Here is a 25,622-nt window from a genome sequence, read left to right as displayed (position 1 = left end):
GGCCTCAGAGCTTCGCCTGCACGGCTGCCAGCGCGTCGCCGCCGTCGCGGGTCTTCACGCCCTCCAGCCACGCACCGAGCACCTGCGGGTTGGCCTTCAGCCAGGCCCGCGCGGCCTCGGCATTGCTGGTCTTGCTCTCCACCGCGCTGGCCATGATGGTGTTTTCCATCTTCAGGTCGAACGCCAGGTTGGCCAGCAGCCGCCCGCTGTTCGGGCACTGCTGCGCGTAGCCCTTGCGCGTCACGGTGTAGACGCTGCCGGTGCTGCCGAAGTACTTGTCGCCGCCGGACAGGTACTTCATGTCGTAGCGCACGTTCATCGGGTGCGGCGTCCAGCCGAGGAAGACGATCCAGCGCTGGTGCTTCACCGCCCGGCCGACCTCGGCGAGCATCGCCTGCTCGCCGGATTCCACCAGCTTCCAGTCGCCGAGACCGAACTCGTTGCCGGCGATCATCTTCTGGATCGACTGGTTGGCCGGCGCGCCGGAGCCGATGCCGTAGACCTTGCTGCGGAACTGCTCGGAATGCCTGGCGAGGTCGTCGAAGCTCTTCACCCCGCCGTCCCACACGTAGCTGGGCACGGCGAGGGTGAATTCGGTGCCTTCCAGGTTCTTCGCCAGGCGCTCGACCTGGCCGCTGGCGATGAACTTGTCGTGGTAGTCCTGCTGCGCCGGCATCCAGTTGCCGAGGAAGGCGTCCACCTGGCCGTCGCGCAGGCCGCCGTAGACGATGGGCACGGCGAGGGTGTCGATCTCCGTCCTGTAGCCCAGGCTGTCGAGCAGGAAGCTGGCGATGCCGTTGGTGACGGCGATGTCGCTCCAGCCCGGATCGGCCAGGCGCACGGTGGCGCAGGCTTCGTCCTCGGCGTGGGCGGCGTGGCTAACCAGCGCGACGGCGCCGGCCAGCAGCAGTGCGTGCAGCGTTTTCATGCGGCGTACCTCCTCGGCAGTGGGTCAGGGTTGTGGATAACGCGCGCGGCGTTCAAGGTCGTCCAGGTCGATGTGGTTGCGCATGTACTGCTGGCTGGCGTCGACGAAGGGCTGGTGGTCCCAGCTCTTCAGCTGGCCGCGGGTCAGCGCGTCGGCGACGAAGCGGCGGCGGCGCTGGCTCGCCAGCACCTGCCCGGTGATCGCCGGGATGTCCCAGCGCGCGCGGGCTTCGGCGAGGAAGTCGGCGAACAGTTCGGCATGGGCCGGCGATCCGGCGAGGTTTTCCAGCTCGCGCGGATCGTTGCGCAGGTCGAACAGCAGGCAGGGGTCCTGTTCCGAATAGACGAACTTGAAGTCGCCGCGGCGGATCATCATCAGCGGGCTGAGGGTACCCTCGGCGGTGTACTCGCCGATCACCTCGTCGTGCCCGCCCTCGCCTTTCAGGTGCGCCAGCAGCGAATGGCCGTCCAGCGGCAGGCCGGCTTCGAGGCTGCCACCGGCCAGTTCCACCAGGGTCGGCAGCAGGTCGAGGGTGGACACCGACTGCTTCACCCGCCGTGCGGCGAAGCGCTGCGGCGCGTGGACCAGCAGCGGCACGCGGGCGGCCATCTCGAACCAGTGCATCTTGTACCAGAGGCCGCGTTCGCCAAGCATGTCGCCGTGGTCGCCGGAGAACACGATCAACGTGTCGTCGGCCAGGCCGCATTCCTCCAGGGTCCTGAGCAGCGCGCCGATCTGCGCGTCGACGTAGCTGCAGGCGCCGAAGTAGGCGCGGCGGGCGTCGCGGATCTTGTCCGCGGGCAGCGGCTTGTCCCACAGGTCGATCACCTTGAGCAGGCGCTGCGAGTGCGGGTCCTGCTCGTCCTGCGCCAGCTCGGTCTGCGGCAGCGGGATGTCCTCGTCGCGGTACAGGTCCCAGTACTCGCGGGGGATGGTGTAGGGATCGTGGGGATGGGTCAGCGACACGGTCAGGCAGAACGGCTGCTCGGCGCTCATCCGCACGTGGTCGTAGAGGTACTGGCGCGCCTTGAACACCACTTCCTCGTCGAAATCCAGCTGGTTGGTGCGCACGCAGGGCCCGGCCTGCAGCACCGAGGACATGTTGTGGTACCAGCTCGGACGCACCTCCGGCTCGTCCCAGTTCACCGCCCAGCCGTAGTCGGCCGGGTAGATGTCGCTGGTCAGGCGTTCCTCGTAGCCGTGCAACTGGTCCGGGCCGCAGAAGTGCATCTTGCCGGACAGCGCGGTGCGGTAGCCGAGGCGGCGCAGGTAGTGGGCGTAGGTGGGGATGTCGGCGGGGAAGTCGGCGGCGTTGTCCCAGGCGCCGATCCTGGTCGGCAGCTGGCCGCTGACCAGGGTGAAGCGCGACGGTGCGCACAGCGGGCTGTTGCAGTAGGCCGAGTCGAACACCACGGCCTGCTCGGCGAGGCGCGAGAGGTTCGGCATGCGGATCGGCGAGTTGGGATCGTGGAGCGGGAGCAGCGGCGCGGCCATCTGGTCGGCCATGATGAAGAGGATGTTGGGACGCTTCATGGCTCAGGCTTATCCTATTTGGGATTGTTATGGGATAGTGCTGTGATCGAGTTTCCTCCCCCGGCCGACGAGGTTAAAGCGCATGGCTGAACATGCTTCGGATAACGCTGGCTTATGGATGCGATGAGCGTTCCGCTGGAACTGCTGCGGGTGTTCGAATGCGCCGCCCGCGAGCAGGGCTTCACCGCCGCGGCGGCGCAGCTGGGCAGCACCCAGCCGGCGGTCAGCCAGCAGATCAAGCGCCTGGAGAAGCTGCTCGGCGTACGCCTGTTCGACCGGGTGCATCGCGGCATCGTTCTGACCGAAAGCGGCCAGCTGCTGCAGCGCCACGTGCAGGCCGGGCTGGCGGAGATCGACGCCGGCATCGCGGCAGTCACCGCCCGCGAATCCCACGAGGTGCTGCAGGTCGCCACCGACTTCGCCTTCGCCGCCTACTGGCTGATGCCGCGCCTGCCGCGCTTCCGCCAGGCCAATCCGAACCTCGACGTCGGCCTGATCAGCAGCGAGCGCAGCCCGACCAGCCTGCGCAGCGACATCGACGTGGCCATCGTCTTCGGCGACGGCCGCTTCAAGCATGGCGAGGCGCTGCGCCTGTTCAGCGAGGACGTGTTCCCGGTGTGCAGCCCGCGCCTGCTGGACGGCCGCGCGCTGCCGCTGGCCAAGGCCGAGCTGGCGCGCCTGCCGATGCTGCACCTGAAGCCCGAGGCGCACAGCCGCTGGTTCGACTGGCCGGGGCTGTTCCGCGCGCTGCACATCGAGCAGGCGCCGGAAGCGGCGGGGCTGCGCTTCGACAACTACACCCTGCTGATCCAGGCGGCCATCGCCGGCCAGGGCGTCGCCATCGGCTGGCGCCATCTGGTCGACGAGCTGCTGGAACAGGGGCTACTGTGCAAGGTCATCGCCGAGCACGTCGAATCGGGCTTCGGCTATTACGCCGTGCAGCCCGAGCGCAAGCGCCGCCAGCGCCTGGTGCAGCGCTTCGTCGACTGGCTGCAGGCCGAACTGCGCAGGGAGACCCGCGAACCATGAAACCGACCCCACGCATCCGCGGCTACCACGCCCACGTGTATTTCGACGCCGCCACCCTGGAGCAGGCCCGCGAGCTGTGCGAGGAGGCGGCGCGCCGCTTCCCGCTGAAGATGGGGCGCATGCACCAGCAGCCGGTGGGGCCGCATCCGGACTGGAGCTGCCAGCTGGCCTTCCGCCCGGAACTGTTCGCCGAGGTGATTCCCTGGCTGGCTCTGCAACGCGACGGGCTGGTGGTGCTGGTGCATCCGATCACCGGCAACGACCTGGCCGACCACCGCGACCACGCCTTCTGGATGGGCGCGGTGCGGCCGCTGGATCTCAGCGTGCTGGACGAAGGACCGGTGGAATACGATCTGTGACGGCGTTTGATAATCATTCTCGATTGATTGTATCCTTGCCGGCCTTTTTCCAGCCGATCCTGCGGTTGCCGGACATTCGGGGCATCATGCGGCGCTTCGCCACTTCCTCACTCCTGCAGAGCTTCCAGGCGCACTACGCGGACCTGATGCGCTTCCTCGCGCGCCGCCTGGGCGACAACCAGCGCGCCGCCGACGTCGCCCAGGACACCTGGCTGCGCCTCGCCGCGCAGCCGGAAGATGCCCGTGTGGACGATCCGCGTGCCTACCTGTTCCGCGTCGCCGGCAACATCGCCATCGACAACCTGCGCCGCGAAGGCCGCCTGGCCGAACTGCACGACGACGAGGCCGCCGCCAACGATGTCAGCGATCCGTCCGCGACCCTCGAATCGCGCCTGCTCGCCCGCGAGACCCTGGAAGGCCTCGACGCGGCCCTCGACGCCCTGCCGCCGAAGGCCCGCGAGGCGCTGCTGCTGAACCGCCTGGAGGGCCTGACCCACGCGCAGATCGCCGAGCGCCTGGGGGTATCGGAAAGCATGGTGGGGAAATACATCGTCCAGGCCATGCGCCATTGCCGCGACTGGCTACGGCAGGAGGCCGAGGCATGAACCCCATCGATCACCAGCTGCTTTCCGACCAGGCCATCGAACGACTGGCGCACCTGCATTCCGGCCGCGCGACGGCTGCGGAGCGTATGGCTTTCCATGCCTGGCGCGGCCAGAGCCCGGCCCACGAGGCCGCCGCCCGCGAGGCCGAGGCGCTGTGGGGTGCGCTGCCGCAGACGCGCAGTGCCGAGCAGTTCGTCGCTGCCTCGCGGAGGAATCGCCGCCGGCTGCTGCTGGGTGGCGCGCTGGCGGCCTGCGTCGCCGTGCTGGCCGTCGCCGTGGCACTGCCGCGGCCGCTGGCCGGCCTGTATGCCGACTACTCCACCCGCGTCGGCGAGCGGCGCAGCATCGAGCTGGCCGACGGCAGCCAGGTCTGGCTGAACAGCGGCAGCGCGCTGTCGGTGGAGTTTTCCAGCAGCGAGCGGCGGCTCAGGCTGCATGCCGGCGAGGCGCTGTTCGAGGTCGCCAAGGACCCGCAGCGGCCGTTCATCGTGCGCGCCGGGGATACCGAGGTGATGGCGGTGGGCACCCGCTTCGACGTCGATGCCCGCGGCCCGCGCACCCGCGTGGATGTCAGCGAAGGCGTGGTGCAGGTCAGCGACGCCAGGCATCCGACCGTGCGCCTGAGCGCCGGCGAGCGCCTGGATGTGGCCGAGCGCGAGACACCCGCCGCCGTGCAGGCGCTGGACCTCGACAGCGCCAGCGCCTGGCAGCGCGGCAAGCTGATCTTCAACCAGCGGCCGCTGGGCGACGTGCTCGACGAACTGGAACGCTATCTGCCGCAACGCATCCTGCTCACCGACGCCGCGCTGCGCCGGCACAAGGTCAGCGGGGTGTTCGACCTCGACGACCCGGGCGCGCTGCTGAAGACCCTGGAGCGGCTGCAGCCGGTGAGGGTGACGCGGTTGCCGGGGGTGATTCTTGTACGGCCGGTGGCGCGCGGCTGAGTTTTTCGTAGGGTGGATCACGCTCCATCGATCCACCACGGCCGCGCAGGCGGCCCCGCAATGGTGGATGGAAGAGCGCCATCCACCCTACGTTTCGCTGACCCCCTGCAACCCGCCATGAACACTGCCGTCATGCCCGCGAACGCGGGGATCCAGAAAGCGCCCTACAAAAATTCCCAAAATTTTTTCATCCACCCACTGCAAGGTTCGCGCAGCTGTTTCGTCGTAGGCATGAACGCGAAGAATTCGCATTACGCGCCTCGATATGGAAACCACCGCATGAACCCCCGCTTCCCCCGCGCCCTTCTTCTCGTCGCCATGCTCGGCGGCGCCCCGCTGGTCCAGGCTGCCGCCAGCGACAGCGTCGAACTGCACATCGCCCCGCGCAGCCTCGACAGCGCCCTGACCCAGTTCGCCGACCAGGCCGGCGTGCACCTGATGTTCAGCTCCGAGGACGTCCAGGGCCTGCAGAGCGCCGGGCTGGACGGCCGCTATACCCTGGAGGAAGCGCTCGACACGCTGCTCGCCGGCAGCGGCATGGGCTGGTCGTTCAGCGACGAGCGCACCGTGGTGCTCAAGCGCCGGCAGGAAGATTCCGGCGCGCTGAACCTGGCGCCGATGCAGATCACCGTGGCCGCACGCACGCCCACCGACATCAGCGCGATTCCCGGCACCGTCTGGGTGGTGGAGAAGGAACAGCTGCAGCAGCAGCTGGACACCGGCGTCAGCCTCAAGGAAGCCCTCGGCAAGCTGGTCCCCGGCCTCGACCTGGCGCCGGAAGGGCGCACCAACTACGGCCAGAACCTGCGTGGCCGCAACGTGCTGGTGATGATCGACGGGGTCAGCCAGAACAGCTCGCGCGGCCTGTCGCGCCAGTTCGACAGCATCGCGCCGTTCAACGTCGAGCGCATCGAGGTGCTGTCCGGCGCCAGCGCCATCTACGGCGGCGGCGCCACCGGCGGCATCATCAACATCATCACGAAGAAGGGCGCGCCGGGCGCGGCGAGCTTCGAGACCCAGGCCAGCGCTACTTCCGGCTTCAACAACAGCGACGACCTCGCCGCGCGCGCAGCGCAGTCGATCGCCGGCGGCAACGAGCGGGTCAGCGGCCGGCTCGGTGTCTCGCTGGAGAAGAACGAGGCGTTCTACGACGGCGGCGGCGAGCAGATCTTCATCGACAACACCCAGACCGACCTGCAGTACAACCGCACCGTCGACGTGCTCGGCAACATGACCGTGCAGTTCGACGAGCAGCAGAGCCTCGACCTGCTGGCGCAGTACTACGACTCCGGCAACGACGGCAGCACCGGCATCCATTTTCCCAACCTGAACTACCAGGCGCCGTCCAACCTCGAAGACGCCGAGCTGCGCAGCGGCCTGGACATGGATCTGGAGCCGCGCACCCGGCGCACCCTGGTCAACGCCAACTACCACCACAGCGACCTGCTCGACCAGGACTTCTACCTGCAGGCCTACTACCGCAAGGAAGACGACAACTTCTATCCCTTTCCCTACTACAACGCCGGCAAGCCGGCGGGGGTGAACGGCGTGTACTTCGCCGCCTCGCAGCAGAACTTCGAGGTCAGCGGGATCAAGGGGCTGTTCAGCAAGCAGTGGGACAGCCTGAAGTTCACCTACGGCGTGGACTTCGACCATGAGCGCTTCAACGCCGAGCAGAAGACCTTCGACCAGCTGGTTTCCTCGGAAAGCGGCGGCCTCCAGCTGGAAACCGCCAGCAGCGCGCCGCGCTACCCGAGCTACGTGGTCGACATCCTGTCGTTCTACGGCCAGCTGGACTGGCAGGCGACCGACAACCTCACCGTCTCCACCGGCGCGCGGCACCAGAAGGCCGACGTCGAGGTGGATGACTTCAAGACCGCGCAGGGCGGCAGCAACGACTACCAGGTCAACCTGTACAACATCGGCGCCATCTACGACTTCCACAATGGCCACCAGCTGTGGAGCAACTACAGCGAGGGCTTCGATCTGCCCGACCCGGCCAAGTTCTACGGCAAGCCCGGCCTGAACGTCGACGACAACCCGCTGGCGGGGATCAAGAGCCGCCAGGTCGAACTGGGCTGGCGCTATTCCGACTCCGTCTGGCAGGCGCAGACCGCGCTGTACTACATCTGGTCGGACAAGGTCATCACCACCGACACCGCGACCCTGACCATCGACGTGGAAGACCAGAAGAGCCGCGACTTCGGCTTCGAGGGCGCGGTGAGCCGCTACTTCCAGAACGGCTGGCAGGCCGGCACCACCCTGCACCTGGTGCGCTCCGAGGAAGAGGACGCCGATGGCGACTGGATCAAGCGTGACGCGCGCTATGCGTCGCTGTCCAAGTCCACCGCCTTCGTCGGCTGGAGCGACGACCAATACAGCGCGCGCCTGCAGGGCAACCATGCGTTCGACCTGGAGGACGACGCCGACCACAAGATCGACGGCTTCACCACCTTCGACCTGCTCGGCGAACGCCGCACCGGCTTCGGCACCTTCAGCGCCGGCATCCAGAACCTGCTGGACAAGCAGTACAGCACCGTCTGGGGCCAGCGCGCGGCGCTGTTCTACTCGCCGACCTACGGCCCGGCGTACCTGTACGACTATCAGGGGCGTGGGCGCACCTTCACCCTGGGGTGGAGCATGGAGTACTGAGCCGCTTCCTGGCGACCTTGGCGCGCTCCTGCCGGTCGGAGTACGGCTCTGTTTTCGTAGGAGGTTCGGTGTGCGGGGATGACGTAGGGTGGATGAGGCTTTTTTCATCCACCATTGCGGGGCCGCATGCGCGGCGATGGTGGATCGATGGAGCTGATCCACCCTACGAAAAGCCCAGCATCCGGCAATGCCGGGTCAAGGCATCGCCCAGCCGCTGCAACGCCGGTTGTTCCAGGTAGAGATCCAGCGCAGCGCTGCTGCTCCAGCGGCCGTCCAGTCGCCAGCCGTCATCGAGGCGGTGCAGCGTGGCATCCAGGCAGCCTTCCGCCTGCAGGGTGGTGGTTGCGAGAAGGTCGAGCAGCTCGCCCACCGGCGCCTCGTGGCCGTGGCGGGGCTGGACCCGCAGGTGGTGTTCGATCGATGGATTGCCGTGCATGCCTGTCTCTCCGCCGGGTGATGGGAAAAGCCTACGTGCGGGTACGTTCGCGGCGTTATCCGGATGCTGCAGGCTTCTTGCCCGATCCTGCGGTGATGCAGGCTGATGGCCGGCATCGCGGCCTTGTGCTTGTCCGATCCTGCCGATTGCTTGCCCGATCCTCCGACGGTCGTCGTGCGGCCACGCGTTGCCGCATTGCCGGGAGTAAGCTGACCGACGCCGCAACAGGAGGTCCCGTGCATGCTGCAATCCGATCCCGTCGCCGTCGGCCGCCAGGAGCTGGCGGACATCATCCTGCGCCACTGCCCTGCCGACGGTCTCCACGAAACCGCAGTCGAATCCCTGGTGCTCGCCCGCGGCAATTGCATCAGCCCCGGCCGCATGCCGACCCTCTATCGCCCGGCGCTGTGCGTGATCGCCCAGGGCGCCAAGGAGCTGCGCCTGGGCTCGGAGCTATACCGCTATGACGAACTCAACCTGCTGGTGGTATCGGTGACCCTGCCGGTGTCCGGTCAGGTGGTCGAGGCCGCGCCGGAGCGGCCCTACCTGTCGCTGCGCCTGGATATCGATCCCGGCGACCTGACCCGGCTGATCGCCGAGGCCGGCCTCGCCGGTACAGCGCCGCGCCCGGCGGGACGCGGACTCTATCTGCAGCGCCTGGACAGCACCGTGCTCGACGCCCTGCTGCGCCTCATGCGCCTGCTCGACACGCCACGCGACATCCCCATGCTGGCGCCGCTGTACATCCGCGAAATCCTCTATCGCCTGCTGCGTGGGCCGCAGGGCCACCTGCTGCACGACATCGCCATGACCGACAGCCAGACCCATCGCGTCACCCGCGCCATCGAGTGGCTCAACCGCAACTTCGACAAGGCGCTGCGCATCGACGAGCTGGCGCGGGAGGTGAACCTCAGCGCGTCCACCCTGCACCACCGCTTCAAGGAAGTGACCGCGCTCAGCCCGCTGCAGTACCAGAAGCAGCTGCGCCTGCAGGAGGCGCGGCGGTTGATGCTGTCGGAAGGGCTGGAAGTGGCGGTCGCCGGGCACCGCGTCGGCTACGAGAGCCCGTCGCAGTTCAGCCGCGAATACAGCCGCCTGTTCGGCGCGCCGCCGCTGCGGGATCTGGCGAGTCTGCGGCAGTCGTTGGGGGAAGCCTTGCGGGCGTGAGCGGTGACTGTAGGAGCGGGCCATGCCCGCGAAATCGTGGCAGGTCGCGGGCATGGCCCGCTCCTGCGCACGGTTCGAGATCAGAATTGGTCAGCGCTGGTACAACTCCAGCGGCAGATCATCCGGATCGGCGAAGAAGGTGAAGCGCTTGCCGGTCAGTTCGTCCTCGCGGATCGGTTCGCAGCGCACGCCGTGAGCTTCGAGGTGGGTGATGGCTGCATCCAGATCATCTACTGCGAAGGCCAGATGGCGCAGACCCTGGGCTTCGGGATAGGACGGACGTTTGGGGGCGCCGGGGAAGGAGAACAGCTCCAGCTGCGCATCGCCGAGGGCCAGGTCGAGCTTCCACGAGTCGCGGGCTTCGCGGTAGGTCTCGGCGATTACCTGCAGGCCCAGGACTTCGGTGTAGAAGTGCTTCGAGCGGGGGTAGTCGGAGCAGATCAGGGCGATGTGGTGGATGCTGTGGAGGTTCATGGGGTGGGATCCAGGGAGCGATCGAAACCCTGTAGGAGCGGGCCATGCCCGCGATTGCGCCCATGGGGCGCTCCTACAGGTGCGGGTCCCTCAACGCGCGTTGCGCACGCCCTCGGCCAGCTCGCGGCACAGGCCGAGTACGCCTTCGACGGCGTCGGCGGAGCTTTGCGCGTCGGCGATCTTGTCGATCAGCGCCGAGCCCACCACCACGCCATCGGCCAGGCGGGCGATGTTCGCCGCGTGTTCCGGGGTGCGGATGCCGAAGCCGATGGCGACCGGCAGGTCGGTGTGGCGGCGCAGGCGGGCGACGGCTTCTTCGACGTGTTCCAGGGTCGCCGCGCCGGCGCCGGTGACGCCGGCCACGGAGACGTAGTAGACGAAGCCGGAGCTGCCTTCGAGGACGGTCGGCAGGCGTGCATCGTCGGTGGTCGGGGTGGTCAGGCGGATGAAGTCGATGCCCGCGGCCTGGGCCGGGTGGCAGAGGTCTTCGTTGTGCTCCGGCGGCACGTCCACCACGATCAGGCCGTCGACGCCGGCGTCTTTCGCGTCGGCGATGAACTTGTCCACGCCGTAGTAGTGGATCGGGTTGAAGTAGCCCATCAGCACCAGCGGCGTGGTGGTGTTGTCCTGGCGGAATTCGCGAACCATCTTCAGGGTCCTGGCCAGGTTCTGGCCGTTGCCCAAGGCGCGGATGTTGGCCAGCTGGATCGCCGGGCCGTCAGCCATCGGGTCGGTGAAGGGCATGCCCAGCTCGATCACGTCGGCGCCGGCGTCGGGCAGGCCCTTGAGGATGTCCAGCGAGGTCGAGTAGCCCGGATCGCCAGCGGTGATGAAGGTCACCAGGGCGGCGCGGTTCTGCTGTTTCAGTTCGGCGAAACGGGTCTGCAGGCGGCTCATGCTTGCGGCTCCTGTTGCATGTGGTGCATGACGGTCTGCATGTCCTTGTCGCCACGACCGGACAGGTTCACCACCATGATGTGGTCCTTCGGCAGGTTCGGCGCGCGCTTGAAGGCTTCGGCCAGCGCGTGGGACGACTCCAGCGCGGGGATGATGCCTTCCAGGCGGCAGCAGGTGTGGAAGGCTTGCAGCGCCTCGTGGTCGGTGATCGAGCAGTACTCGACGCGGCCGATGTCGTGCAGCCATGCGTGTTCCGGGCCGATGCCGGGGTAGTCCAGGCCCGCGGAGATCGAGTGGGCGTCGATGATCTGGCCGTCCTCGTCCTGCAGCAGGAAGGTGCGGTTGCCATGCAGCACGCCGGGCACGCCGCCGTTCAGGCTGGCCGCGTGCTTGCCGGTTTCGATGCCATGGCCGGCGGCTTCGACGCCGACGATCTTCACGCTCTGCTCATCGAGGAACGGGTGGAACAGGCCCATGGCGTTGGAGCCGCCGCCGATGCAGGCGACCAGCGAGTCGGGCAGGCGCCCTTCCTTCTCGGCCAGCTGCTCGCGGGTTTCCTTGCCGATCACCGCCTGGAAGTCGCGGACCATCGCCGGGTACGGGTGCGGGCCGGCCACGGTGCCGATCAGGTAGAAGGTGTCGTGGACGTTGGTCACCCAGTCGCGCAGGGCTTCGTTCATCGCGTCCTTGAGGGTGCCGGTGCCGGCGGTGACCGGGATCACCTCGGCGCCGAGCAGCTTCATGCGGAAGACGTTGGCCTGCTGGCGGTCGATGTCGGTGGTGCCCATGTACACCACGCACTGCATGCCGAAGCGCGCGGCCACGGTAGCGGTGGCCACGCCGTGCATGCCGGCGCCGGTCTCGGCGATGATGCGCTTCTTGCCCATGCGCTTGGCCAGGAGGATCTGGCCGATGCAGTTGTTGATCTTGTGCGCGCCGGTGTGGTTCAGCTCTTCGCGCTTGAGGTAGATCTTCGCGCCGCCGCAGTGCTCGGTCAGGCGCTCGGCGAAGTACAGCGGGCTCGGGCGGCCGACGTAGTCGCGCTGGAAGTAGGCCAGCTCCTCGATAAAGGCCGGATCGTCCTTGGCGTTCTCGTATTCGCGGGCCAGGTCGTGGATCAGCGGCATCAGGGTTTCGGCGACGTACTGGCCGCCGAAGCTGCCGAACAGGCCTTTGGCGTCGGGACCGTTGCGCAGTGTGGACATGGGGGTCACTCCTGTTGGATTCGGTGTAGGAGCGCCCCATGGGCGCGATTGTCGCGGGCATGGCCCGCTCCTACAGGTATGGAGCGAGAATACGGCTGTGGGAGGTCTTAGAAAAGCGATAAGATCGCTGTGACCTGTCAGGAAAACTCACGGATAAAATGCCATGAGCCGCGACCTCCCTCCCCTCAATGCCCTGCGCGCCTTCGAGGCTGCCGCCCGTCTGGGCAGCATGAGCGCGGCGGCCGACGAGCTGAGCGTCACCCACGGGGCGATCAGCCGGCAGGTTCGCCAGCTCGAGGACGAGCTGGGCCTGGCGCTGTTCGTCAAGGACGGGCGCGGCGTAAAACTCACCGATTCCGGCGTTCGTCTGGGCGAGGTGGCCAGCGACAGTTTCGAGCGGCTGCGTGGCGTCTGCGCCGAGCTGCGCAGGCAGTCCGGCGACAATGCGCCCTTCGTTCTCGGCTGTCCGGGGAGCCTGCTGGCGCGCTGGTTCATCCCGCGGCTGGACCGACTCAATCGCGAGCTGCCCGACCTGCGCCTGCAGCTTTCCGCCAGTGAGGAACTGGACCCGCGCCGCGCTGGCCTGGACGCCACCCTGTGGTTCGCCGAGCCGCCGTGGCCGGCGGACATGCAGGTGTTCGAGCTGGCCGTCGAGCGCATCGGCCCGGTGCTCAGCCCGCGCCATGCGCGCTTCGCCGAGCTGTCCTCGGCGCCGCCGCAGGCGCTGCTCGGCGAGGCGCTGCTGCATACGACGTCGCGTCCGCAGGCGTGGCCGGAATGGGCGCTGGAGAGTGGTCTGGAGGCCTCCGCGCTGCGTCTCGGCCAGGGCTTCGAGCATCTCTACTACCTGCTGGAAGCGGCGGTCGCCGGGCTGGGTGTGGCCATCGCCCCGCAGGCGCTGGTCGCCGACGATCTCGCCGCCGGCCGGCTCGCGGCGCCCTGGGGTTTCGTCGAGACCCGCGCACGGCTGGCGCTGTGGGTGCCGGAGCGGCTGCCGGACCGTCGCGCCGCGCGCCTCGCGGAATGGCTGCGCAACGAACTGCGGCATTGAGCGCTGGCGGTTTGCCGCGCCTCCAGCCCTCGACTACTGTCGATAGAGCACCCCGCGACGACGCCACCCCCATGGAGGAGATGCAGGCATGTCGAATCACCACACCTACAAGAAGATCGAACTGGTCGGCTCGTCCCGCACCAGCATCGAGGACGCGATCAGCAACGCCCTGGCCGAAGCGGCCAAGTCGGTGCACAACATGGAATGGTTCGAAGTGATCGACACCCGCGGACATATCGAGAACGGCGCGGTCGGGCACTACCAGGTGACGCTCAAGGTCGGCTTCCGTATCGCCAACAGCTGATCCGCCACCTGCCCTTTCGCCGCCGGGCACCCTGACGCCCGGTGGTGGTCTATTGCCAGGGAACGAAGCGAATCCGCTGCGGCGGGAGGCGAGGCATGCGATGACGATCAGAATGGCAGTCCTGGCGGTTGCGGCCGCCCTGCTGGCGATGCCGGTGTCGGCGGCCACCAAGCCGTGCGAAGAGCTGAAGGCCGAGATCGAGGCGAAGATCCAGGCCGCCGGGGTGACGTCCTACACCCTGGAAATCGTGCCGAACGCCGAGGTGACGGACCCGAACATGGTGGTCGGCAGCTGCGACGGCGGGACGAAAAAGATCATTTATCAGAAGAACGGCAGCTGACCGGGCCGGCCTAGAAGATCAGGCAATCCACCGGTCCCTGGAAGTCCGTTTTGGCCACCAGCCTGCCGCTCTGGTCGGTGAGCAGGGCCAGGGCGCTCTGCAGCTGCGGACGCAGTTCCAGCCGGTAGCGCTGGCCGGCGGCGAATTCGTCGTAGGTCACGCTGACCAGGCAGGTCCGCTCCGTTCCGCCGCCACCATCTCCCATGCCCATCCGTCCTCCGCCGCCGCCACCGCCCGAGAGCTCGTAGCGGAAGCGCACCAGCAGATTGTGCTTGCCTGGCGACACCTGGAAATAGCGGCCGTCGCGCAGCGTCTTGCCGTCCAGGCGTTCGGCGAGCAGGGAATTGGCCGGCGTGGTGTAGAGGTCGACCCAGGCCATTTTCGGGTCGTGTTCGGGTAGAGGGCTGGCGCAGGCGCCGAGGAAGGCGGCGAGCAGCAGGATGGGGGCTGGAGTGCGCATGGCGGTCTCCGGGGGACTCGGGTGTTTTCAGCATACTCCCCCTGGAAGTCCGGGCGAGCCTTGCCGCCAGACGAAAAGGGGCACCCGAAGGTGCCCCTGGCTGGTTGATGGATGATCAGCTGGCGAGGATGAAATCTCCCGAGTTCACGCTGGTGGCATCGGTCACGCCGACCAGACGGATCGAGTCGGCGCCAATGTTGATCAGCGTGTCGCTGCCGACGTCATTGATCTGCACGTTGCCGGCGAAGGTCGCTGCGGTGATGCCGAGAGCGGAAATATCCAGGCGGTCCTGGCCACCGGTGGCTATCGCATCGAAGCCGAGGATGCGGTCGGCGCCGAAGCCGGCGGCGCTGAACACGAAGATGTCGTCGCCAAGGCTGGCGTTCATCGTGTCGTTGCCGGCTCCGCCGACGACCACATCGTTGCCGGCGCCACCATCCAGGACGTCGTTGCCGGCGCCGCCTCTCAGGTAGTTGTTCAGGGCGTTGCCGGTGCCGGTGAAGTTGCCTGTTCCGCTGTAGACCAGTTGCTCCACGTTATTCCCGAGGGTGTAGCTGGAGAGTGTGGTCCACACGGTATCGGTACCTTCTCCTGCGAGCTCGACCACCGAGTCGCCGGCGTCGGTTACCTCATAGGTATCATGGCCGGCGCCACCGGCCATGGTGTCGTTGCCCGCCCTGCCGATGAAGACGTCGTTGCCGCCAGCGCCTTTCAGGTAGTTGTTCAGGGCGTTACCGGTACCGCTGAAGTTGCCCGTCCCGCTGTAGACCAGCTGTTCCACGTTATTCCCGAGGGTATGGCTGGAGAGTCTGGTCCACACGGTATCGGTACCTTCCCCGCCGAGCTCGACCACCGAGTCGCCGGCTTCGGTTACCTCATAGGTATCATGGCCAGCGCCACCGACCATGGTGTCGTTGCCCGCCCCACCGATGAGGACGTCGTTACCGGCGGCGCCTCTCATGTAGTTGTTCAGGGCGTTGCCGGTACCGCTGAAGTTGCCCGTCCCGCTGTAGACCAGCTGTTCCACGTTATTCCCGAGGGTGTAGCTGGAGAGCGTGGTCCACACGGTATCGGTACCTTCCCCTCCGAGTTCGACCACCGAGTCGCCGGCTTCGGTTACCTCATAGGTATCGTTGCCGGCACCGCCGACCATGGTGTCGGCCCCTGCCTTGCCCATGAGGACGTCGTTGCCGGCGCCGCCTCTCAGGTAGTTGTTCAGGGTGTTGCCGGTGCCGGTGAAGTTGCCTGTTCCGCTGTAGACCAGCTGTTCCACGTTATTCCCGAGGGTGTAGCTGGAGAGCGTAGTCCACACGGTATCGACACCTTCCCCTCCGAGTTCGACCACCGAGTCGCCGGCGTCGGTTACCTCATAGGTATCGTTGCCGACGCCGCCAGCCATGGTATCGGCTCCCGCCTTACCCATGAGGACGTCGTCACCACCCAATCCATTGAGCAAGTCGGAACCCACATTACCGATCAGGGTATCGTTGCCCGCCGTACCGTTGAGCACGTCCCCGACTATCTCCGTGGGAGTGGAGAAGATGGTCTCCTCGGTCCCGCCGCCATCGACGAAGGTAGTCACCACCCGTACCCGCTCGCCTACCTGCCCCTGTTGCAGGACGAAGGCCGCGGCGTTCGCACCCGCGATGTCGATGAAGGCGCCGCCGGCCGTGGATACCTGCCACCGGTAGCTGAGAGCGCCCAGCCCATCGATGTCGGCGATGCCGGCGGTCTGCGCGGTCAGCGTCTGGCCTCGCCGCGCCGTGCCGGTGACCGTCGGTGCGCCGGTGGGCGCGTCATTGACGTTCGCCACCGCCACGGTCGGGGTGGAGGTCACGGTTTCGACGATGCCCAGGCCATCGGTATAGCTGACCACCACCTGGACCTGTCTGCCGACATTGGCCTGGCCGAGGGCCAGGGTTGCTCCGTTCGCCCCGGCGATGTTGGTGAAGTTCACCCCGTCGCTGCTCTGCTGCCATTGGAAGCTGAAGTCGCTGAAGATGAAGTCGGCGTCGTCGATACCACTGGTGTCGGCGGTCAGCGACTGGCCCTGTGCCGCCAGGCCTTCGATGACCGGCGCGCCGGTGGGATCGGCATCGACCTGCTGGGTCGGCAGCGACGCCGCGCTTTCCGCGGTGCCGAAGTTGTCGACGAAGTTGGCCACCACGCGGACCTGCCGGCCGACCTGGTCCTGGGTGACGGTGAACTGCGCACCGGTGGCGCCGCCGATGTCGACGAACTCCAGGTCGTCATCGAGCACCTGCCACTGCAGGGTGACCGTCGCGGGATTGAAGCCGTCCGGATCGCTGAGGCCGGCGATCGACGCGGTCAGCACCTGCCCTACCACCGGTACTCCGAAGCCGATGTCGATGGTCGGCTCGCCGTTGGGTTCCTGGTTGCCGACCGAGTGGAGGAACTCCAGGGTGCCGTTGGCATCCTTGTACACCGCCCGCACGCGGATGTTCAGTCCGGCCACATCCTCGGTGACGCGGAAGGTCTCGCCCAGCGCCCAGGACGCTTCACCGGCGTCGAAGAAGCTGATGTCTTCGTAGACGCCCGAGCCGGGAACGGTCTCGACCTGCCAGAAGTAGCTCACCGGTCCGGTGATGGTGCCGGTCGGGTTGCCGGCGCTGACGTTGTCCGCGTCGTGCGCCGGAGTGGCGGAAACCCGCAGCAGCTGGCCGACCACCGGGGTGTCGTCACGCTGGCCGGTGAGGGCGTCGATGATCGCCAGCCCGCCGGTCGGTCCCTGGTTGCCGGTGCCGCCGGTCAGGTCGAAGGCGGTATCCGAGAACTGCAGGCGCTCGATGCCGGTCAGGCGGTCGCTGCCATCGCGTCCGACGATGTTGTCGGTCACCCTGACGATGTCATCGCTGGTGTCATCGAAGGTGCCGTTGTCATCGATCTCGATGGTGTAGTCGGTGCTGAGACCGGTGAACACCGCGGTGTCATAGCCGGGAGTCGTGGCGTCGAGGATTTCCCGGACGATCCCCAGTTGTCCCGCGCTGTAGGTGCCATCGAGCATGAACGGGATCATCGGCTCCATGCTGTCGAAGCTGTCGATTTCGGGGCCGCTATGGTCGACATCATCAGCGGCATAGACGGCGATACGCACGTTCAGCCACTTGTCGCCATCGATCAGGTCGTCGCCGCCGCGGCCTTCGAGCAGGTCGCCGCCATCGCCGCCGAGGATGATGTTGCCGCTGTCGAAGAACTCCACCCCTTCGCCGAGGAACTCGCGCAGGCCGTCGATCAGGTCGATGTTGGTCAGCACGCTGCCGTAGGCACCGGCGGTGCGGATCGCGGCCGCATCGACGCTGTCGCCGCGCAGGAAGTCGCCGCGGTGCGAACCGGACAGGCCTTCCACCGCGTCGAAGCGCGCCAGTACCGAGGCGCCCGAGCCGGGTTGCGGCGGTACGTTGAAGAAGCGGTCGCTCATGTCGATGGTGACGCCGCGCGCATCGTCCTTGAAGGTCGCCCAGTCGAAACCGGAGCTGCCGATGTAGCGGTTGCCCATGCCGGCACTGCCGACCATGATGTCGTCGCCGCCTTCGCCGTTGAACTTGTCGTTCTCGCCGCCGCCGATATAGACATCGTTGCCGATGACCGGGTCGTTGCCGAGCGGATCGAAGTTGTCGCCGGGGGCGCCGTCCGAGGTGCCCTTCTCGATCCAGTCGTCGCCTTCGTTGCCCATGTCCTGTTCGTTGGCCTTGCTGCCCAGGATGAAGTCGTTGCCCTGGCCGCCGATGGCCTCCGAGGCGTCCTCGCCGGTGACGATGAAGTCGTTGCCGAAGCCGCCCATCACCAGGTTGATGCCGTTGCCGCCGTGGATGACGTCGTTGCCGTCGCCGCCCTGGATGTTATCGTCGCCGCCGATGTCGGTGATGATGTCGTCGCCGGCACCGCCACGGATCTGGTCGTTGCCGTTGCCACCCTCGATGATGTCGTTGCCGCCATCGCCCCAGATGGTGTCGTCGCCATCGCCGGCGATGAGGATATCGACGCCCTCGGTACCGCCGAGCACCACGTGTTCGCCGCCGGAGTACTGCAGGAAGTTGCTGTCCGGGCCGGCGGTTTCCGGGTTGTCGCGGCTCACGCCATCCGGGTCGTCGCGGCCGGTGCCCAGGCCGGTGTACTGCCGGCTCTGGTCGACTTCCAGGGTCCAGCTCGGGGTCGAGAACACCAGGCCCGGTAGGTGGATGGCGTTGGTGTTGGCCATGATCATCTTGGCGAACGAGTTGCTTTCCAGCTCGGCGTTCATCGACAGGCCGGCAGTGCGCTCCAGGTAGTAGAAGCGGTCGCCGTCCTGCAGTTTCTCCAGCTGGTTCTCGAACACGAAGTTGAAGGTCGAGCCGAGCATGCCGCCGAACGGCGTCTTCGCTTCGGCCAGGCCGCCGATCCACAGGTCGATGGCATCCACGCCGGTGGTGGTGATGCCGTTCACGCTGGCCCAGGCACCGGTGCCGTTGAGGAAGTCCAGCCGGTCAGCCGGTTCGCCCGTCCCGCCCAGTACCAGCAGCAGCGCCGCGGCGCGTTTGTCCAACAGAGTGGTCGCGCTGGTGATGGAATCGTGCGTGCCGTAGGCGGCGACGAAGTTGATCAGCGACTCCGGATGCTTCAGGTGCAGCACCAGGTCGGCCCAGCTCAGGTACGGCTTGAGCTGTGCGTCGCCAGTCTGGCTGTAGATCTCCCGGCGCACGGCGTTCAGCGTCGGCACGCCGGTGTCGCGGCCGCGGGCGATGTTGATCGCCGCGAGGTCGAGCGGCAGGCCGAGCAGGTTGTTGCGCAGCGCCTCGGTGACGAACTCGTCGATCTCGTTGCCGGTCTGGCGGGTCACCCCGCGCACGATGGCGCCGGCGGCGTCGTCCGGATTGGCGCCACTGGCGGCGAAGGCCAGCGGGTTGAGGAAGGCCGCGATCAGGCCCATCTGCTGGTTGCCCGCTTCGTTCGGGTTACCGTCGCCCACCACGTTGAAGTTGGCGTCGTAGCGGTCGACCGTCTCGGTCAGCATCGAGTGGCCGAAGCGGTACACCGTGTGGGCGAACTCGGCGACGATCGAGGCGTCCAGGTCGACGTCGTAGACCTGGGTCGGCGCGAAGAACAGGTCGATGTTCGGCTGGATGGTGCGGGCGAACTCCTCGAACACCAGGTGCTGGTACTGCATCTCGGTGCCGAACTTGGCCGTCTGGAACAGCCGCTCGCCGTTCCACACCAGTGCATCGACCTCCTGCTGGGTCTGCGGCACCGAGGTGATCGGTTGCAGCAGCCATTCGTTGATGAAGTCCAGGTCGCCCGATTCGATGACGGTCTGCTTGGTCTGCGCGACCAGGCGGTTGTGCTCGGCGTGGAACACGTGGTGCACCGTGGTCAGGCCGATGTTCTCGTTGACCCGGCCGTCACCGGCGATGTAGTGCGCGTCGAGCAGTTCGTTGTCGTACTGCAGGTTGTTGCCGCCGGGGCCCACCGGCACGGCGTTGCCGATGTCGGTATCGGCGTCGGCCTGCAGCACGCCCCCGGTGATCACCGGCACGGCGTTGTGGGCGATGTCGTCGAGGAAGGCATGGCCGGTGCGTACGGCGTTGGCCAGGCTGACCGGCGCATCGGGGTTGCCTTCGACCAGCGTGTTGCCATTCATCACCACCTGCGGGAAACCGTTGTCGCCCTTGATGAAGTTACCGTAGGCGTCGGTGGCCAGCAGCGGCACGTTGAACACGTCGGCGTCGGTCAGGTCGATGCCGAGGAGTTCGCGGGCCTGGGCCTTGACCACTGCCCAGGTGGCCATGCCGCCGATCGGCACGTCGTCGCCGGTGTAGTACTGGCCGTCCAGGCCGGGGTCGCGGTTGGTGATCAGGTGTCCGGTGGCGATCGGCCCGTTGTCGGTCATCACGTACTCGCGCAGGAACACCTGGTGCGACGGGTGCGAGCTGTAGGTCTGGTTCTGGTCGACGAAGGGCGAGGTGGTGTTGGTGTGCTCGTGGACATCGTCCGCGGTGCCGAGCTGGCCGTCAGGTCCGGGCTGGTTGGTGGCGCGGGTCAGCACCATGAAGTTGGTGGGCGAGCCTTCCACGAACAGCGGATCGTCCGGCTGCAGCTGGATGAACACGGTGCCGGAACCGCCCTTGGTGACCAGGTCGAGACCGTGGTCGAAGAACTGGCCGAAGAAGGTCATCCAGGCGTTGAACGGTGCCGACAGGCCTTCGTCAGGCGCGACGTTCGGGAACAGGAACACGTCCTTGTCGTCGCCGGTGCCGAACTGGCCGTCCAGGCCCGGGCTCTTGACGATCTGCACGCCCTCCTTGAGCACGTCGTCGTTACCCGGCGTGCCGAAGTTGAGGATGCCGTCCGTCCCGGGGTCGTAGGCGCTGGCGTAGGCGGCCGGGTTGTTGGCCGTCTGGTCGACCAGCAGGTTGCTGATGGTGCGCGGCTGCGAGTCGAAGACGAGGCCGCTGGTCTGCGTATAGGAAGAACCGTTCTCGGCATCACGGAAGTCCGGATCGACGATCCGCGGGAAGGTATTGTCGGCCGCGCCGAACTCGGTGTTGTCGATGCCGTTCTGCTGGAACAGGTTGTTGGACGAACCGTCCACCGTGCGCAGGCCGAAGGGCACGCGGATGTTCGGCAGCAGGGACAGCATGTCCTCGCCGCGGGCGTGGGCTTCGGCGATCCTGATCTGGTCGAGGATGAAGTTGAGGTCGGAGCGGACCATCTGGAAGCCCACGCCGCTGGTGGTGCCGTCGACCACCGGGGTATGCGCCACCGGCGTGTCGTCCCCGCTTCCCTGCACCGTGCCGGTGGGTTGCGAGAAGACCATCTCGGTGGTGCCATGGCCATCCTGGTAGAGCGCCTTGACCCGCAGGTTCAGGCCGGCGAGGTCGGAGGTCACGCGGAACTTGCTGCCATCGGCGCTCTGGAAGGCCAGGTCGCCGGCCGGCAGCAGGATGATGTCCTCGAACACGCCGGTGCCCGGGTCCCTTTCCACCTGCCAGATGAAGCTCACCGAGCTGTTGGCGCTGACGTTGCCGTTCGGGTTGCTGCCGGTGACGTTGTCGGCGTCCTGCACGCCGGCCATCGACACGGTGAGCATGTCGCCCACCGACACCTGGCCGCCCGTCGAGTCGGAGAGGGTCGGCCGGCCGGTCGGCGAGGCGTTGCCGCCGGCCAGTTCCACGGTCTGGTCGGAGAACTGCAGCCGCTCGATGTTCACCAGGGTATCGCTGCCGTCGTCGCCGACGTTGTCGGTGACCCTGAACACGCCGTTGCCGCGGTCTTCGATGGTGTAGTCGACGCGGTTGCCGGAGAACACCGCGGTATCGTAGGCCGCGCCGCCGGTCGATGTACCCGGCAGGATTTCACGCACGGCCTTCAGTTGGCCGGGGCTGTAGGTGCCGGCGAGCATGAGCGGGATCATCTCGGTCATGCTGTTGAAGCTGTCGATCTCGGGGCCGGTATGGTCGACGTCATCAGCGGCATAGACGGCGATGCGCACGTTCAGCCACTTGTCGCCGTCGATCAGGTCGTCGCCGCCACGGCCCTCGATGATATCGCTGCCGTCGCCGCCGAGGAGGATGTTGCCGGTGGCGAAGCCGTTGGTGGGCAGTCCCGCCTCTTGCAGCAATTCGCGCAGGCCGTCGATCAGGTCGACGTTGGTCAGCGCGCTGCCGGTGGCGCCGCCGTGGTTGAGGATGGTCTCGGCATTGACGTTGTCGCCGCGGATGATGTCGCCGAAGCGCGAGCCGGATGCACCTTCCACTTCGTCGAAGCGGTCGAGGATCGACGCCGGCGAGGCGCCGACCGGCTGGAAGATGCCGTTGTTCTCGGTCGGCAGGTTGCCGTGCGGCTGCGCCAGGACGGCCAGGGTCAGGTCGACGGTGACGCCGACCTTGTCGTTCTTGTGGGTGACCCAGTCGAAGCCGGACATGCCTTCCATCTTGTCCTGGGCATCGCTGCCGACGAAGATGTCGTCGCCGCCCTCGCCGATCATTTCGTCGAAGCCGGGGCCGCCGACGAAGATGTCGTTACCGTTGACCTCGTCGGTCAGCAGCGGGGCGAAGTTGTCGCCGGGGGCGCCGTCCTGGGTGCCCATCTCGATCCAGTCGTCGCCCTCGTTGCCGGTGGGCGGCAGGCTGGTCTTCGGGCTGAGGATGAAGTCGTCGCCCTGGCCGCCGAAGGTGGTGGAGATGTCCTCGGTGATGATGATGAAGTCCTGGCCGTCGCCGCCGAGGATCAGGTTGCCGGCGCCGCCGGCCTCCATGCTGCCGACCACGATCACGTCGTTGCCGGCGCCGCCTTCCAGGCGGTTGTCGCCGAACATGTCGCTGATGATGTCGTCGCCGTCGCCGCCGAGCACCGCGTCGTTGCCGGCGCCGCCCTCCAGACGGTCGTTGCCGGCGTCGCCCCAGACGGTGTCGTCGCCGGCGCCGGAGACGATCACGTCGTCGCCGTCCGTGCCGCCCATCACCACGTGGTCGCCGCCGGTGTAGCGCAGGTAGTTGCCGTCGGGGCCGGCGGTTTCCGGGTTGTCGCGGATGACCAGCGGCGTGACTTCGACGCCGTTGATGGTGATGCCGCCGGTGGGATCGTCGCCGTCCAGGCCGGCATTGAACTGCCGGCTCTGGTCGACCTCCAGGGTGAAGGTCGGGGTCTGGAAGATGGTGTTCGACAGGTGGATCGCGTCGGTGTGCAGCATCACCATCTTGGCGAACGAGTTGTTCTCCAGCTCGGTGCCGAAGTTCATCCCGGCGGTGCGGGACAGGTAGTAGAAGCGGTCGCCGTTCTGCAGGGCTTCCAGCTGGGTCTCGAAGACGAAGTTGAAGCTCGAGCCGAGCATGCCGCCGAACGGCATCTTGGCTTCGGCCAGGCCGCCGATCCAGAAGTCCACCGCATCCAGGCCGGTGATGGTGGCGCCGTTGGCGCCGCTGGCCCAGGCACCGGTGCTGTTGAGGAAGTCGAGGCGATCGCCGGGCTCGCCGGTGCCGCCCAGCACCAGCAGCACTGCCGCGGCGCGCTTGCCTTCCAGGGTGGTCGCGCCGGTGATGGAATCGTGCGTGCCATAGGCGGCGATGAAGTTGATCAGCGACGCCGGATGCTTGAGGTGGGCGGCGAAGTCGGCCCAGCTCAGGTACGGCTTGAGCTGGTTGTCGCCGGTCATCTCGAAGAACTCGCGGCGCGCCTGGTTCAGCGAGGGGATGCCGGCATCGCGGCCGCGGGCGATGTTGATCGCCGGCAGGTCGAGCGGCAGGCCGAGCAGGTTGTTGCGCAGCGCCTCGGTGACGAATTCGTCGATCTCGTTGCCGAGCTGGCGGGTCAGGCCGCGCACGATGGCGCCGGCCGCCTCTTCCGGCGTCGGGCCGCTGGCGGCGAAGGCCAGCGGGTTGAGGAAGGCCGCGATCAGGCCCATCTGCTGGTCCGGGTTGTTCGGGTCGGCGCCGATCACGTTGAAGTCGGCATCGTAGCGGTCGACCGTCTCGGTCAGCATCGAGTGGCCGAAGCGGTACACCGTATGGGCGAACTCGGCGACGATCGACGGATCGATGGTGGTGTCATAGCCGGTCGGCGCGAGGAACTCGTCGATCTGCGGCTGGATGGTGCGGGCGAATTCCTCGAACACCAGGTGCTGGTACTGCATCTCGGTGCCGAACTTGGCGGCCTGGAACAGGCGTTCGCCGTTCCACACCAGCGGGCCACCGAGGTCCGCCAGCGAGTCGATCGGCTCCAGCAGCCACTGGTTGATGAAGGCCAGGTCGTTGGAGGCGAGGATGGTCTCCTTGGACTGCTCGACCAGGCGGTTGTGCTCGGCGTGGAACACATGGTGCACGGTGGTCAGGCCGATGTTCTCGTTGACCCGGCCGTCGCCGGCGATGTAGTGCGCGTCGAGCAGCTCGTTGTCGTAGGTGCCGGCTGCCGGGGCGTTGCCCGCCACGTCGTCGAGGTCGGCGGTCAGGCCGGCGGTGGGCGTGGCGCTGTGGGCGATGTCATCGAGGAAGGCGTGGCCGGTGTGCACGGCGTTGGCCAGGCTGACCGGCGCGGCCAGGTTGCCTTCGACCAGCGAGTTGTCGCTCATCACCACCAGCGGGAAGCCGTTGTCGCCCTTGACGAAGTTGCCATAGGCATCGGTGGCCAGCAGCGGCACGTTGAACACGTCGGCATCGGTCAGGTTGATGCCGAGGATTTTCTGCGCCTGCGCCTTGACCACCGCCCAGGTGGCCATGCCGCCGATCGGCTGGTCGTCATCGGTGTAGTACTGGCCGTCCAGGCCGGGGTCGCGGTTGGTGATCAGGCGCCCGGTGGCCACTGGCTGGCCGTTGGCGTCGAGCACGTATTCGCGCAGGAACACCTGGTGCGACGGGTGCGAGCTGTAGGTCTGGTTCTGGTCGACGAAGGGCGAGGTGGTGTTGGTGTGCTCGTGGACGTCGTCGGCGGTGCCGAGCTGGCCGTCGGGGCCGGGCTGGTTGGTGGCGCGGGAAACCACCATGAAGCGCAGGTTCGGCGCCAGGTCGTCGGCCGTGCCGAACTGGCCGTCGGCGCCGGCCACCAGCGGATCGTCCGCCTGCAGCGGTATGAACACCACTTCGGTGCCGCTCTTGGTCACCAGGTCGAGGCCGTGGTCGAAGAACTGGCCGAAGAAGGTCATCCACGCGTTGAAGCCTGCGCTCAGGCCCTCGTCGGGCGACTCGTTGGGGATGAAGAACACCTGGCGGTCGTCGGCGGTGCCGAATATGCCGTCGAGGCCGGGGCTGGTGATGCTCGGTGCGCCACCATTGGCTTCTACCGCCGCCGGATTATTGGCGGTCTGGTCAACAATCAGGTTGCTGATGGTGCGCGGCTGCGAGTCGACCACCGAGCCGGAGCCCGCATAGGAGGTGCCGCCCTCCGCCGGCCGGAACACCGGGTCCAGCAGGCGCGGGAACAGGCCGTCGGCGGCGCCGAAGGCGCTCTGTCCGTCGAGCAGGTTGTTGTAGCTGCCATCTACCGTGCGCAGGCCGAAGGGCACCTGGGCGTTGGGCAGCAGGTTGGCGAGATCCTCTCCATTCGCGTGGGCCTCGGCGATGAAGATCTGCTGCAGGATGAATTCGAGGTCGGACTTGATGAAGTTGGCCATTTTGTTTTTTGCCTCTTCGACTGTGCACGTAAGACACGGCCCCGGCCGTGCTACGCGAGCACGGCCTGAGCGGCGGCATGTAGTTGGTGATCGTGGGCGGCCGGCGAACGGCAAGACGAGGTCCGGCACCTGTCGTGAAC

General features: G+C 67.1%; 17 protein-coding genes. 9 read left to right on the top strand and 8 right to left on the bottom strand.

What is annotated here, in order from left to right; translation table 11 throughout:
- Positions 1-4: 4 nt before the first annotated feature.
- Together BLR75_RS06135 and betC are read right to left on the bottom strand one after the other, a co-directional pair.
- Positions 5-928 carry a choline ABC transporter substrate-binding protein gene (locus tag BLR75_RS06135; protein ID WP_084314671.1) on the bottom strand — a complete coding sequence of 308 codons (924 nt, stop codon included), beginning with the start codon at positions 926-928 and terminating at the stop codon, positions 5-7.
- A 24-nt stretch (positions 929-952) separates the two neighbouring features.
- Positions 953-2,461, bottom strand: a complete 1,509-nt coding sequence (gene betC / locus BLR75_RS06130) for a choline-sulfatase (RefSeq protein ID WP_084314670.1) — start codon at positions 2,459-2,461, stop codon at positions 953-955.
- Between the two features lie 123 nt (positions 2,462-2,584).
- Here betC and BLR75_RS06125 point away from each other — a divergent pair, with 123 nt between their 5' ends.
- From BLR75_RS06125 to BLR75_RS06105, 5 genes are all read left to right on the top strand, one after another.
- Positions 2,585-3,490 carry a choline sulfate utilization transcriptional regulator gene (locus BLR75_RS06125; RefSeq protein ID WP_084314669.1) on the top strand — a complete coding sequence of 302 codons (906 nt, stop codon included), beginning with the start codon at positions 2,585-2,587 and terminating at the stop codon, positions 3,488-3,490.
- A complete protein-coding gene (locus BLR75_RS06120; protein WP_084314668.1) occupies positions 3,487-3,849 on the top strand; it encodes a DOPA 4,5-dioxygenase family protein in 363 nt (120 codons plus the stop codon). Before BLR75_RS06125 ends, BLR75_RS06120 begins: the two co-directional genes overlap by 4 nt.
- Before the next feature lie 35 nt (positions 3,850-3,884).
- On the top strand, positions 3,885-4,454 hold the full coding sequence (locus BLR75_RS06115) for a sigma-70 family RNA polymerase sigma factor (protein ID WP_245726106.1): 570 nt from the start codon (positions 3,885-3,887) through the stop codon (positions 4,452-4,454).
- Positions 4,451-5,398 (top strand): FecR family protein, encoded by a 948-nt coding sequence (locus BLR75_RS06110; protein WP_084314667.1) that lies wholly within the window; start codon positions 4,451-4,453, stop codon positions 5,396-5,398. Before BLR75_RS06115 ends, BLR75_RS06110 begins: the two co-directional genes overlap by 4 nt.
- 318 nt (positions 5,399-5,716) lie before the next feature.
- The gene (locus BLR75_RS06105) at positions 5,717-8,050 is read left to right on the top strand and encodes a TonB-dependent receptor (RefSeq protein ID WP_371858152.1); all 2,334 of its coding nucleotides are present in this window, start codon (positions 5,717-5,719) and stop codon (positions 8,048-8,050) included.
- Positions 8,051-8,213: 163 nt separating this feature from the next.
- Here BLR75_RS06105 and BLR75_RS06100 read toward each other — a convergent pair whose 3' ends face one another.
- On the bottom strand, positions 8,214-8,486 hold the full coding sequence (locus tag BLR75_RS06100) for an antibiotic biosynthesis monooxygenase (RefSeq protein WP_084314665.1): 273 nt from the start codon (positions 8,484-8,486) through the stop codon (positions 8,214-8,216).
- Positions 8,487-8,726: 240 nt separating this feature from the next.
- Between BLR75_RS06100 and BLR75_RS06095 the strand changes: the two genes are divergently transcribed.
- The gene (locus BLR75_RS06095) at positions 8,727-9,653 is read left to right on the top strand and encodes an AraC family transcriptional regulator (protein WP_084314664.1); all 927 of its coding nucleotides are present in this window, start codon (positions 8,727-8,729) and stop codon (positions 9,651-9,653) included.
- A 90-nt stretch (positions 9,654-9,743) separates the two neighbouring features.
- Here the strand turns inward: BLR75_RS06095 and gloA2 are convergent, their stop codons facing one another.
- The 3 genes from gloA2 to trpB all read right to left on the bottom strand — a co-directional run bounded on the left by gloA2 (position 9,744) and on the right by trpB (position 12,229).
- Positions 9,744-10,127, bottom strand: coding sequence for an SMU1112c/YaeR family gloxylase I-like metalloprotein (gene gloA2, locus BLR75_RS06090; protein WP_084314663.1), 384 nt, complete (start codon positions 10,125-10,127; stop codon positions 9,744-9,746).
- Between the two features lie 90 nt (positions 10,128-10,217).
- Positions 10,218-11,024: a tryptophan synthase subunit alpha gene (trpA, locus tag BLR75_RS06085; RefSeq protein WP_084314662.1), complete on the bottom strand. Its 807-nt coding sequence runs from the start codon at positions 11,022-11,024 to the stop codon at positions 10,218-10,220.
- Positions 11,021-12,229: a tryptophan synthase subunit beta gene (gene trpB / locus BLR75_RS06080; protein ID WP_084314661.1), complete on the bottom strand. Its 1,209-nt coding sequence runs from the start codon at positions 12,227-12,229 to the stop codon at positions 11,021-11,023. The genes trpA and trpB overlap by 4 nt, the downstream gene beginning before the upstream one ends.
- Before the next feature lie 163 nt (positions 12,230-12,392).
- Between trpB and BLR75_RS06075 the strand changes: the two genes are divergently transcribed.
- The 3 genes from BLR75_RS06075 (at position 12,393) to BLR75_RS06065 (ending at position 13,924) form a co-directional block, all read left to right on the top strand.
- Positions 12,393-13,280: a LysR family transcriptional regulator gene (locus tag BLR75_RS06075; RefSeq protein ID WP_084314660.1), complete on the top strand. Its 888-nt coding sequence runs from the start codon at positions 12,393-12,395 to the stop codon at positions 13,278-13,280.
- 88 nt (positions 13,281-13,368) lie between these two features.
- The gene (locus tag BLR75_RS06070; protein ID WP_084314659.1) at positions 13,369-13,584 is read left to right on the top strand and encodes a dodecin; all 216 of its coding nucleotides are present in this window, start codon (positions 13,369-13,371) and stop codon (positions 13,582-13,584) included.
- Positions 13,585-13,696: 112 nt separating this feature from the next.
- Positions 13,697-13,924 (top strand): DUF1161 domain-containing protein, encoded by a 228-nt coding sequence (locus BLR75_RS06065; RefSeq protein WP_371858151.1) that lies wholly within the window; start codon positions 13,697-13,699, stop codon positions 13,922-13,924.
- A gap of 10 nt (positions 13,925-13,934) precedes the next feature.
- On the opposite strand, the gene BLR75_RS06060 is transcribed toward BLR75_RS06065, so the two are convergent.
- Together BLR75_RS06060 and BLR75_RS06055 are read right to left on the bottom strand one after the other, a co-directional pair.
- A complete protein-coding gene (locus BLR75_RS06060; RefSeq protein WP_084314657.1) occupies positions 13,935-14,384 on the bottom strand; it encodes a PA0061/PA0062 family lipoprotein in 450 nt (149 codons plus the stop codon).
- A gap of 115 nt (positions 14,385-14,499) precedes the next feature.
- Positions 14,500-25,482 (bottom strand): peroxidase family protein, encoded by a 10,983-nt coding sequence (locus BLR75_RS06055; RefSeq protein ID WP_084314656.1) that lies wholly within the window; start codon positions 25,480-25,482, stop codon positions 14,500-14,502.
- Positions 25,483-25,622 lie beyond the last annotated feature (140 nt).

Source organism: Pseudomonas jinjuensis, from assembly GCF_900103845.1.
In the GTDB taxonomy this organism is placed as follows: domain Bacteria; phylum Pseudomonadota; class Gammaproteobacteria; order Pseudomonadales; family Pseudomonadaceae; genus Pseudomonas; species Pseudomonas jinjuensis.
Note: the sequence above shows the minus strand (reverse complement) of the source record. Positions and strands in the feature narration are given on the sequence as shown.

Excerpts from the sequence above, each read along its gene's own strand:
- BLR75_RS06135 (WP_084314671.1), bottom strand. The coding sequence starts at position 928 with ATGAAAACGCTGCACGCACTGCTGCTGGCCGGCGCCGTCGCGCTGGTT.
- betC (WP_084314670.1), bottom strand. The coding sequence starts at position 2,461 with ATGAAGCGTCCCAACATCCTCTTCATCATGGCCGACCAGATGGCCGCG.
- BLR75_RS06125 (WP_084314669.1), top strand. The coding sequence starts at position 2,585 with ATGAGCGTTCCGCTGGAACTGCTGCGGGTGTTCGAATGCGCCGCCCGC.
- BLR75_RS06120 (WP_084314668.1), top strand. The coding sequence starts at position 3,487 with ATGAAACCGACCCCACGCATCCGCGGCTACCACGCCCACGTGTATTTC.
- BLR75_RS06110 (WP_084314667.1), top strand. The coding sequence starts at position 4,451 with ATGAACCCCATCGATCACCAGCTGCTTTCCGACCAGGCCATCGAACGA.
- BLR75_RS06105 (WP_371858152.1), top strand. The coding sequence starts at position 5,717 with ATGCTCGGCGGCGCCCCGCTGGTCCAGGCTGCCGCCAGCGACAGCGTC.
- BLR75_RS06100 (WP_084314665.1), bottom strand. The coding sequence starts at position 8,486 with ATGCACGGCAATCCATCGATCGAACACCACCTGCGGGTCCAGCCCCGC.
- BLR75_RS06095 (WP_084314664.1), top strand. The coding sequence starts at position 8,727 with ATGCTGCAATCCGATCCCGTCGCCGTCGGCCGCCAGGAGCTGGCGGAC.
- gloA2 (WP_084314663.1), bottom strand. The coding sequence starts at position 10,127 with ATGAACCTCCACAGCATCCACCACATCGCCCTGATCTGCTCCGACTAC.
- trpA (WP_084314662.1), bottom strand. The coding sequence starts at position 11,024 with ATGAGCCGCCTGCAGACCCGTTTCGCCGAACTGAAACAGCAGAACCGC.
- trpB (WP_084314661.1), bottom strand. The coding sequence starts at position 12,229 with ATGTCCACACTGCGCAACGGTCCCGACGCCAAAGGCCTGTTCGGCAGC.
- BLR75_RS06075 (WP_084314660.1), top strand. The coding sequence starts at position 12,393 with ATGAGCCGCGACCTCCCTCCCCTCAATGCCCTGCGCGCCTTCGAGGCT.
- BLR75_RS06070 (WP_084314659.1), top strand. The coding sequence starts at position 13,369 with ATGTCGAATCACCACACCTACAAGAAGATCGAACTGGTCGGCTCGTCC.
- BLR75_RS06065 (WP_371858151.1), top strand. The coding sequence starts at position 13,697 with ATGGCAGTCCTGGCGGTTGCGGCCGCCCTGCTGGCGATGCCGGTGTCG.
- BLR75_RS06060 (WP_084314657.1), bottom strand. The coding sequence starts at position 14,384 with ATGCGCACTCCAGCCCCCATCCTGCTGCTCGCCGCCTTCCTCGGCGCC.
- BLR75_RS06055 (WP_084314656.1), bottom strand. The coding sequence starts at position 25,482 with ATGGCCAACTTCATCAAGTCCGACCTCGAATTCATCCTGCAGCAGATC.